Here is a 10,616-nt window from a genome sequence, read left to right as displayed (position 1 = left end):
AAACTGTTTTGACTCAACATCCTTTGGTGCAGGAGAGTGTTGTTGTAGTCAGGGAAGATTCTCCTGGGGATAAACGTCTGGTTGCTTACTTAGTCCCTGCTGTTCATAGTCAAACATTACCCCAGCAGGTTGCTCAGTGGCAGAGCGAGTATGTTAGTGATTGGCAAATGCTCTATGAAAAAACTTATAGCCAAGAGCAAGCAACCGCAGATGACCTGACTCTAAACCTGGCTGGATGGAACAGTTCCTACACAAAACAAGCCATTCCAGAACAGGAAATGCAGGAGTGGGTAGAGAATACAGTCAGCCGCATCCAAGCTAATTCCCCACAGCGCGTATTAGAAATTGGTTGTGGTACAGGGTTACTGCTATCGCGCATTGCCAAGCATTGCCAAAAGTATTGGGGAACGGATTATTCCATCGCCGCTATCAAGTACGTTGAGCAAGTATGTAGTCAGGTTGAAGGTTTAGCTCATGTGCGCTTGCTGCAACAAATGGCAGATAACTTTGAGGGTATTCCCCAAGGAGACTTCGACACTGTAATTTTGAACTCAATTGTGCAGTATTTCCCCAGTGTTGAGTATCTTTTACAAGTGATTGCAGGGGCGATCGCTGCAATTGGCAATCAAGGTACGCTGTTCGTCGGGGATGTCCGCTCCTTACCTCTGCTCTCACCCTACCATGCATCTGTACAGTTGTTCCAAGCCGATGCGGATAAAACCATTGAACAATGGCAACAACAAGTGCATTCTAGTGTGGCGATGGAAGAAGAATTGGTAATTGATCCGACTTTCTTCATTGCTCTCCAGACAAGCTTTCCTCAAATTGGTTGGGTAGAGATTCAGCCCAAACGTGGTAATAGCCTCAATGAGTTAACCCAATTCCGTTATGATGTGACTTTGCACATCGGTAGTCACGTACAAACAAACGTAGTTTCTTGGTTAAATTGGCAACTAGACAAGCTCTCCTTCGCAGACATTCAAAATCAACTGCAACAAGAACAGCCAGAACTGTTAGGAATCAGAAGAGTGCCAAATCAACGGGTGCAGCAAGCACTAGAGATTTATCAGTGGCTAGAAAATCCCCCAGGTGTAAAAACGGTGGGGCAACTGCGGGAAATACTAGCCGGGCAGACGATAAGTGGTGTTAATCCAGAGCAGTTTTACCTGTTGGGTCAGCAACTTGGTTACACTGTTCACACCAGTTGGTGGGAAAGTAGCCAAGATGGTTGTTATGATGTTGTCTTCTGTCGCCATGAGAAAGCAGGGGAACAGGGGAGCTTTGACTTACAAGGGATGAGGTTTGTATCAGAAAACCGCAGGGAAACTCCATCTTCCCCCCTGCCCCCTGCCCCCTGCCCCCCTGCCTTTACTTTCTGGGATAATTCAGCCATCACAACTAAATCCTGGACTGACTACACAAACAACCCCCTACAAGGAAAATTAGTTCAAAAGCTTGTACCTTTAGTACGCGAATTTAGCCAACAAAAGCTACCAGATTACATGGTTCCCCAAGCTTTTGTTCTCCTAGAAACGTTGCCCCTCACACCCAATGGCAAAGTAGACCGCCGCGCCTTACCAAAACCTGACACAGCCAAGAGGAATCTTTCCACTGGCCTTGTTTTACCTCGCAACCCAATTGAAGCTCAACTCGCTCGTATCTGGAGTGAAATTTTGGGTGTGGAACGCATCGGTGTCAACGACAATTTTTTTGAACTGGGCGGACATTCCTTACTAGCTACCCAAGTCTTATCAGAAATCAACTCAGCTTTTGGGCTGAAGCTATCCATACAAACGATGTTTGAGTCTCCCACAGTCGCAGGTATAGCAGCTTACATCAAAGTCATGGATTGGGCAACCCAAGATTTGCTAGTTGCAGAAGTCAGTATGGAAACAGTGGAGCTATGAGCATGACTAACAGCATTGTGGAATTTCTCGATCGCCTGAGCGAGTTAAATATTAAACTGGAAGTCAATGGCGTTAGCGGAGCGCCTCTGGAAGAAGTTCGCTTGCGTTGTCATGCACCTGAAGGAATTTTAACTCCCTCTTTACTGAAGGAAATTTCTGGGCGCAAATCAGAAATTCTCCTGTTTTTACAGCAAGCCAAGCAGGTGAAAACTACTCATCAGCCCATTGCCAGAGTGTCACGGGATGGTGATATCCCCCTATCTTTCACCCAACAGCGACTCTGGTTTCTGCAGCAGCTTTCACCAGACAGTCAGTCCTATAATATGCTGCAAATTCTCCGGCTAGAAGGAGCGTTGAATATAGTTGCACTGGAGCAAAGCTTGGGTGAACTTGTTCGCCGTCACGAAATTTTAAGAACAACTTTTCCCGCAGTCGAGGGAAAACCTGTCCAGGTAATTGCTTCTTTTACTGATTTCACTTTGCCAGTCCGTAATTTGCAAGGTTTGTCAGCCGAAGCGCAAACTGCCCAGATTCAGCAAATAGCCCAGTCCGTTGCATCTGAGGCTTTCGATTTAGCTGTTGGGCCATTAGTAGACTTCACCCTACTCAAACTTAGCGATCGAGAGCATATACTACTGTTGAAGATGCACCACATTATCTATGATGGCTGGTCTTTGAACATCTTCAACCGTGAATTATCTCAACTGTACACAGCTTTCACGCAAAACTTACCCAATCCACTACCCGAATTGTCCATCCAGTTCGCTGACTTTGCCGTTTGGCAACGCCAGTGGTTGACAGGGGAAGTATTGAAGGAACAACTAACTTACTGGGAACAGCAGTTGGCGGGTGTCTCTGGTGTGCTGGAACTACCTACCGATAAACCACGCCCTCCAGTTCAAAGCTTCCGAGGTGGAGTAGAAAGTTTTCAACTCAACCGCGAGATTACCCAACGCCTCAAACAACTGGCCAAACAGTCAGACGCAACGCTGTATATGACTCTACTGGCAGCCTTTTTCGTCTTACTGTCTCGTTATAGCGGTCAATCAGATGTTGTTGTTGGCTCCCCAATTGCTAACCGCAACCACAAAAGCGTCGAGCCGATTATGGGGTTTTTTGCCAATACTCTAGCATTAAGGGGCAATCTCTCTGGCAATCCCAGTTTTATTGACTTTTTAGCACAAGTGCGGCAAACTACCTTATCAGCATACGCCTACCAAGACTTGCCTTTTGAGATGTTGGTAGACAAGCTACAGCCAGAGCGAGATTTGAGTCGTAATCCTCTGGTACAGGTAATATTTGCCCTCCAAAATGCTCCCGCCTCGGCCTGGGAGTTGCCGGGTTTAACTATCGACTATCTGCCCTTGTCAGTTGATGAAACAGTCAGGTTTGATTTGGAAGTAAACTGCCAAGAAGTTATGGGATGTCTGGAGGGCGTTTGGAATTATAGTACTGATTTATTTGATACTACTACAATTACTCGCATAGTCCGACATTTCCAAACTTTACTGGAAGCAATTGTCGTCAATCCCCAAGCGCGAATTTCGGAATTACCACTGTTAACAACCGCAGAGGAACAACAGTTATTAGTCGAGTGGAACGATACAATCACAGACTATCCCCAAGATAAGTGTATTCATCAATTATTTGAAGAGCAGGTAGAGCGGACACCCGATGCAATTGCCCTGGTGATGAGCAATGAACAACTCACCTACGCGCAATTAAATCGTCGTGCTAACTGTTTAGCACATTACTTGCAGTCATTAGGAGTCAAACCAGATGTGCTAGTAGGGTTGTGTGTAGAGCGATCGCCTTTAATGATTATTGCACTGTTAGCGATACTCAAAGCAGGTGGAGCATACCTACCCCTAGACAGTGAATATCCTAGCGATCGCCTCAGCTTCATCCTCGACGACACTCAAGTTCCCATACTCCTTACCCAAGAAATTCTCCTCCATAAACTACCCGCCACATCAGCAAAAGTCATATTTCTTGATGAAATTTGGTCACACATCAGCCAAAACAATCAGGAAAACCCCCTCAGTGAAGTCACACCAAATCATCTAGCCAATGTAATTTACACATCCGGTTCCACAGGAAAACCTAAAGGTGTCATGGTGGAACATCGAGGACTAGTTAACCTCGCCCAAGCCCAGATTCACACCTTTGGTGTAGACTCCTCTAGTCGCATTCTTCAGTTTGCTTCCTTAAGTTTTGATGCTTCCATCTGGGAAATTTTGATGGCTTGGGGGTCTGGGGCTAGCTTATACTTGGGAAAAAAAGACGCACTCATGCCCGGTACACCCTTACTGGAGCGATTACGCACAGATGGCATTACCCATATCACCCTACCACCATCGGCATTAGCCGTCTTGCCAACCGAACAACTGCCCAAACTACAAACAATCATTGTCGCTGGTGAAGCTTGTCCTTTGGAACTCGTCAAAAAATGGTCAGTGGGCAGAAACTTCTTCAATGCTTATGGGCCGACAGAAGCCAGTGTTTGCGCCACCATTGCCCAATGCACCCCCCAAGACGAGAAAGTTACCATTGGTCGTCCCATTGCCAACGTGCAAGTCTACATTTTAGATGAGCAATTGCAACCAGTACCCCTTGGTGTACCCGGAGAACTGCACATTGGCGGTGCGGGGTTAGCCAGAGGTTATCTCCACCGACCAGAATTAACACAACAGAAATTCATCCCCAACCCCTTTAGTGGAAGCAGAGGAGCAGGGGAGCAGGGGAGCAGGGGAAAAGAACGCCTTTACAAAACCGGAGACTTGGCACGTTATTTACCAGATGGCAACATTGAATACATAGGCCGCATCGACAACCAAGTGAAAATCCGGGGTTTACGCATCGAATTGGGTGAAATTGAGACAGCACTAAGTCAATACCCAGCCGTGCGAGAAGCTGTAGTTGTGGTGCGCGAAGATATTCCTCAGCGCAAATACTTAGCAGCCTACATCGTTCCTCACCAAAATTTAGCAATTAATAACAGTGAGTTACGCAGTTTTCTGAAACAAAAATTGCCCAATTACATGATTCCAGGTGCATTCGTCATTTTGGATGCTCTGCCATTAACACCCAATGGTAAAGTAGACCGTCGCTCTCTACCAATACCTCAAACAACAGATCAAAAAGTTGCACCCCGTACTTGGGCGGAAAAAACACTAGCTCAAATTTGGTGTGAAGTTCTCCACCTCCAGACAGTTAGCATACACGACAACTTTTTTGAGCTAGGAGGAGATTCTATTGTTAGTATTCAGATTATTTCTCAAGCCAATCAAGCCGGACTGCAACTCAATCCCAAACAGATATTTGAATACCAAACCATCGCAGAATTAGCCAGTGTAGCCCGCACGAATGCAACTATCCAGGCAGAACAAGGTCAAGTAACGGGATTAGTACCTCTCACACCTATTCAGCACTGGTTTTTTGCCCAAAATTTACCAGAACCTCACCACTTTAATCAAGCTTTTCTCTTAGAAATACCGTCAACTTTTGAGCCGCATCTGTTGTCACAAGTGGTGCAACAATTGTTAATACATCACGATGCGCTGCGCTTACGTTTTGAGCAGTCTGGTGACAATTGGCAACAAATTAATGCCGCCACTGATAATATTATTCCTTTTTCCCAAATAGATTTATCGACAATACCAGAGGCAGAACAAACAGCCGCCATTGAAACTGCTGCGACTGAATTACAAGCTAGTTTCAATCTTTCTTTTGGCTCATTAATACGAGTATCCTTATTTAATTTAGGTACTATCAAATCTAGTCGTTTATTAATAATTATTCATCACCTAGCAGTAGACGGCGTTTCCTGGCGGATTTTGTTAGAAGACTTATTTTCCAGCTACCAACAGCTTAGTCAAGGTAAAAAAGTTCAGCTTCCTCCCAAGACCACATCTTTTAAATACTGGGCTGAGAAACTGACGGAGTATGCAAACTCAAATACTGTCCAATCAGAACTTGTATATTGGCAGGCACAATCACATCCCCAAAGTTTGAGTATACCAGTTGATTATGCTGGTGAGCAGAACAATGTAGCATCTGCCCGTACAGTATCTGTATCGTTGAACAGTGAAGAAACTCGTGCTTTATTGCAAGAGGTTCCGAAGGCTTACAAAACGCAAATTAATGATGTCTTGTTGACTGCTTTGGTGCTGGTTTTAAGTAAGTGGAGTGGTAATAATTCTCTACTGCTCGACCTTGAAGGTCATGGGCGAGAAGATATATTTGAAGATGTAGATTTATCTCGGACAATTGGTTGGTTTACAACCATTTTTCCTGTGCTTTTAACACTAAAAGCAACTGACGATTTAGGATATAGTTTAAAGTCTATTAAAGAACAACTCCGCGCCATACCCAATCGAGGTATTGGCTATGGTTTGCTGCGTTATTTGAGTCGAAATCTAGAAATTACCTCGACACTGCAAGCACTGACAAAAGCGGAAGTGAGTTTCAATTATTTAGGACAATTTGACTGGGGAACGTCAGAAACTTCTGTGTTTAAAATGGCTGATGAACCAATTGGTTCAATACACAGTAAGTTTGGATATCGCAGTCATTTATTAGCCATTAATTCAATTGTCGTCAACGGTCAGTTACACGTAAACTGGACTTACAGCGAAAATTATCATAAATTTGCCACCATTGAAAGGTTAGCTGAAGATTTTATTGCAGCATTGCGATCGCTAATAGCTCATTGTCTATCTGTAGATGCACAAGAGTATACATCTGATCAATTGCAAAATCAGGCTCCTATACCTCTACATTTATTACAACTCCCAGAGAAAATCTCTGAATTATTGCCTGAAGATACTGAAGCAGTATATCCCCTTGCCAAAATGCAGGAGTTTATGCTGCATCATTACTCAACAAATAACTATCACAATAATGGTGTCTATCACTGTCAGCTATCATCAGATTTAGAAGATGAAAGTCTTGATTTAAATGCTTTCCAGCAGGCATTAAAGTTGTTAGTCAAAAAACATCCGACTTTCAGAACTATATTTATCATACAAAATGGCCAGCCAGTAGTTCAAGTAGTCAGAAAAAATCTGAAATTTGTGATAAATTATGAAGATATTCGCCACATCACCGCAAACAAGCAGGAAAATTATGTTGATGCAGTAATGCAGCGCGATCGCCAAAACTTGTTCAATATTGAAAATCATCATGAGCCGCTTTTTAGATTCTGTATTTTCCAAAAAGCCGCAACCAGATTTGCATTCTTGCTGTCAATTCATCATGCAATTATAGATGGCTGGAGTAATATTCAATTTCTCAACGAACTGCACGAGTTATATTCTGCTCTCAAAAAAGGAGAAGAAATAACGATAACAGATTCTGACATTGTGTATAAGGAATTTGTGGCCTTGGAAAAAGAAATTATTGCCTCAAAAGATGCGACAAATTTCTGGAAAATGCAACTAAAAAACTATACATATAAACCATTGCAGCAATTTGAGGAAGTAGAAGCTGTTGCAGAAAAATCTCAAATTGCCTCGGAAATAAATGTTGATTTCCGTCAATTATGTAGGAAACTCAGAGTTTCACCAAAAGCAATTTTTCTGAGTAACTACCTCGATTTAATTGGCAATGAAATTAATGAAAGTATGGTTGCTGTAGGAATTGTTGCTAATGGTAGAACAGAACGGCTATCTGAACCGTTCAAAACTTTAGGCTTATTCTGGAATATGGTTCCATTTTGTCAGCAAACTATTGAAGATAAAAGCATCCAAATCAAAAATGTGCATCAATCCTTAATTGATATGGAACCCTATGTTAGGTATCCACTACTGCAAATTTTGTCAGACCAAGAAAAAACGGAATTATTTTTTGCTACGTTTAACTTTATACAGTTCCCTAAATACAAAAATCTTGCGGCTGATGCTGGTTTACAGGTGAGCAGTAGCAAGTCTCACGACCGATTTAACTTTCCTTTAAATTATACTGCTTCCACAGATTTATCTGAAGGAAATGTTCGTATAGTCGTGGAGTATGATAGGAAGTATTTTAGTCACAAAGATAGTCGCTTAATGCTGCACAGATATCTGGAATTGTTAGAATATACAGTCCAGCAAAAAGGATAAGTTTAAAAGGCTGTTTGAAAAGTATTCTTGTTAACACATTTCACGAAAAAAAGATACAAGCTTCACTAGAATAACTGCAAGTTATTCTAGCCCAAACTTAAAAATCACCTACAAATAAAAAAATCAAGGTGCATTTATTTAGATTTAGGACTTACGCATGAAAACGAAAAATCAAGGGTTTGGAGAAGGGGGCAAGGGTGTAGGGGTGTAGGGGTGTATGTATCTAAAACCCATTAACCCGAAACCCATTAACCCAGCCTCAACAGACAATCCTTGTTGCTATCTGCTGATGGGTTAAACTATCCCATAAAAGCAGTATGCTTATGTTAGCCATTGCAATTTCCGTAGATCACAAAGTTATCGGTTTAGGCAGGGTGTAGGGTTTGGGGTTTAGGGTTTGGAGCAAGAAAAGTTAATTAGCGTGAGTCAATTCAATCTCTCATCATCAAAAAGCCATGATTGACCTAATTAGCCTTTAATCACCCCACAACAGCGCGTATTTGTCACCTACACCCTGTCTTCACGAAACAGTTTTCGGTCTACTGAATTTAACTAAGTCTCATCCTGGTAAAGGCAGCATAGAATAGTCTTTTTACTCTACCGAGTGGACTGTAAATTTTTAACATTCACATAGTACTACTTAATAATTATGATTTGCCGAGAGCTGCGATTCGCTTCTGATATGCAGTTTGGAATCTTAAACTACTAAATGTCCTAAATGTAACGTAGCACACTTGACAGCCGCCCAAGTCAAGCATGAGGCATCTTGATGAGAGATGACGTAAACTTTTTCAACATAAACACCCGACTCTAGTTATAATTTCCTATAAGTTGAAAAAACTCTTAAGAATTAGCGTAACCAATACGCTGCTCTCACACCGACTAGCTGACAACCACATTAGGAGGACTATCTATGGCGCTTGTACCATTGCGGCTGCTCTTGGATCACGCAGCTGAGAACGGTTACGGCATCCCAGCTTTTAACGTTAACAATTTGGAGCAGATTCAGGCAATCCTGAAGGCTGCTGCCGAGACAGATAGCCCCGTAATTTTGCAAGCTTCCCGTGGCGCTCGTAACTATGCAGGTGAAAACTTCCTGCGCCACCTGATTTTGGCTGCTGTAGAGACCTATCCTCACATTCCCATTGTGATGCACCAAGATCATGGTAATGCTCCTTCTACCTGCTACTCAGCTATCAAGAACAACTTCACTAGCGTGATGATGGATGGTTCTTTAGAAGCTGATGCTAAAACCCCTGCCAGCTTCGAGTACAACGTTAGCGTTACCCGCGAAGTTGTGAATGTAGCTCATGCTTTGGGCGTAAGTGTAGAAGGTGAACTCGGTTGCTTGGGTTCTTTGGAAACCGGCGCGGGTGAAGCTGAAGATGGTCACGGTTTTGAAGGTACTCTTGACCATTCTCAACTGCTAACTGACCCTGATGAAGCTGTTAGCTTTGTAGAAGCCACCCAAGTAGATGCTTTGGCTGTAGCTATCGGTACTAGCCACGGTGCTTACAAGTTTACCCGCAAACCAACTGGCGAAATTTTGGCAATTAGCCGCATTGAAGAAATTCACCGTCGTCTACCTAACACCCACTTGGTAATGCACGGTTCTTCTTCTGTACCTGAAGATTTAATCGCTTTGATTAATGAGTACGGTGGTGCTATTCCTGAAACCTACGGCGTACCTGTAGAAGAAATTCAAAAAGGTATCAAGAGTGGTGTTCGTAAGGTGAACATCGACACCGACAACCGTTTGGCTATCACCGCAGCTGTACGCGAAGCTTTATCAAAAAATCCCAAGGAATTTGACCCCCGTCACTTCCTCAAGCCTTCTATTACATATATGCAGAAGGTTTGTGCTGAACGCTATGTACAGTTTGGTACTGCTGGTAACGCAAGCAAGATTAAACAAGTTTCTCTGGAAGAGTTTGCTGCTAAGTATGCTAAAGGTGAATTAAACGCTGTCACCAAGGCTGCTGCTAAAGTTTAATTTAGCTAAAAATTTATAGGGGACACTTTTGTGTTTCCTTAAACTGAGGGTTTTAATATTAAAAATAAACCGGGAAACATAACAGTTTCTCGGTTTTTTATTGAGCTTAGTAATTTATTAACAACTACCTACTTGTCTTTGCGTCTTTGCGCCTTTGCGTGAGAATCTTTATACAAAAAATCTAATGGAAAAACGAACCACAGAGGCGCAGAGGTCACGGAGGAATGAGAGGTTGAGAGAATTTTTGCTTCTGTTCTAAGACATTTGCTGTACTAAAGTCTTTTCAAAGTCTTCTGCTATTTCTGAAATTGTTGGATCAAATATAATCACATGGTTGGCTGTGGGTAATAATCGCTGAAGAATTTGCCGATAAGCATCTGCATCATGGCGACGATGAAATCTAGCTACTATAGGACTAATATTTTATTTCTGAAATGTACGTAGGATGTGTTAGCGACAGCGTAACGCATCTACCGCAAAGTTTTCGGTGCGTTACGGCTTACGCCTAAGAGGATGTTTGGAAAGTCTAAAAAAGCTCCAGTAACGCTATTGTGTCAGTAGATAAAAATGCGACAGGGTTACTAGAGCAATGTCTACATCATACCCAACAGACCT

Annotated in this window: 3 protein-coding genes; all 3 read left to right on the top strand. The window is 42.8% G+C overall.

Annotated elements, in window-relative coordinates; genetic code table 11:
* On the top strand, positions 1 to 1,907 hold a 1,907-nt coding region (locus H6G69_RS33050; protein WP_190693933.1), incomplete at its 5' end, for a bifunctional 2-polyprenyl-6-hydroxyphenol methylase/3-demethylubiquinol 3-O-methyltransferase UbiG.
* Positions 1,908 to 1,909: 2 nt separating this feature from the next.
* Positions 1,910 to 8,008, top strand: a complete 6,099-nt coding sequence (locus H6G69_RS33045; RefSeq protein WP_199336379.1) for a non-ribosomal peptide synthetase — start codon at positions 1,910 to 1,912, stop codon at positions 8,006 to 8,008.
* A 913-nt stretch (positions 8,009 to 8,921) separates the two neighbouring features.
* Positions 8,922 to 10,001, top strand: a complete 1,080-nt coding sequence (gene fba, locus H6G69_RS33040) for a class II fructose-bisphosphate aldolase (RefSeq protein WP_190693929.1) — start codon at positions 8,922 to 8,924, stop codon at positions 9,999 to 10,001.
* Positions 10,002 to 10,616 lie beyond the last annotated feature (615 nt).

It is taken from the genome of Nostoc sp. FACHB-110, assembly GCF_014697425.1.
Classification (GTDB): domain Bacteria; phylum Cyanobacteriota; class Cyanobacteriia; order Cyanobacteriales; family Nostocaceae; genus Nostoc_B.
The sequence above is the reverse complement of the archived record's forward strand: the minus strand, read 5'-3'. Positions and strand labels throughout refer to the sequence as shown.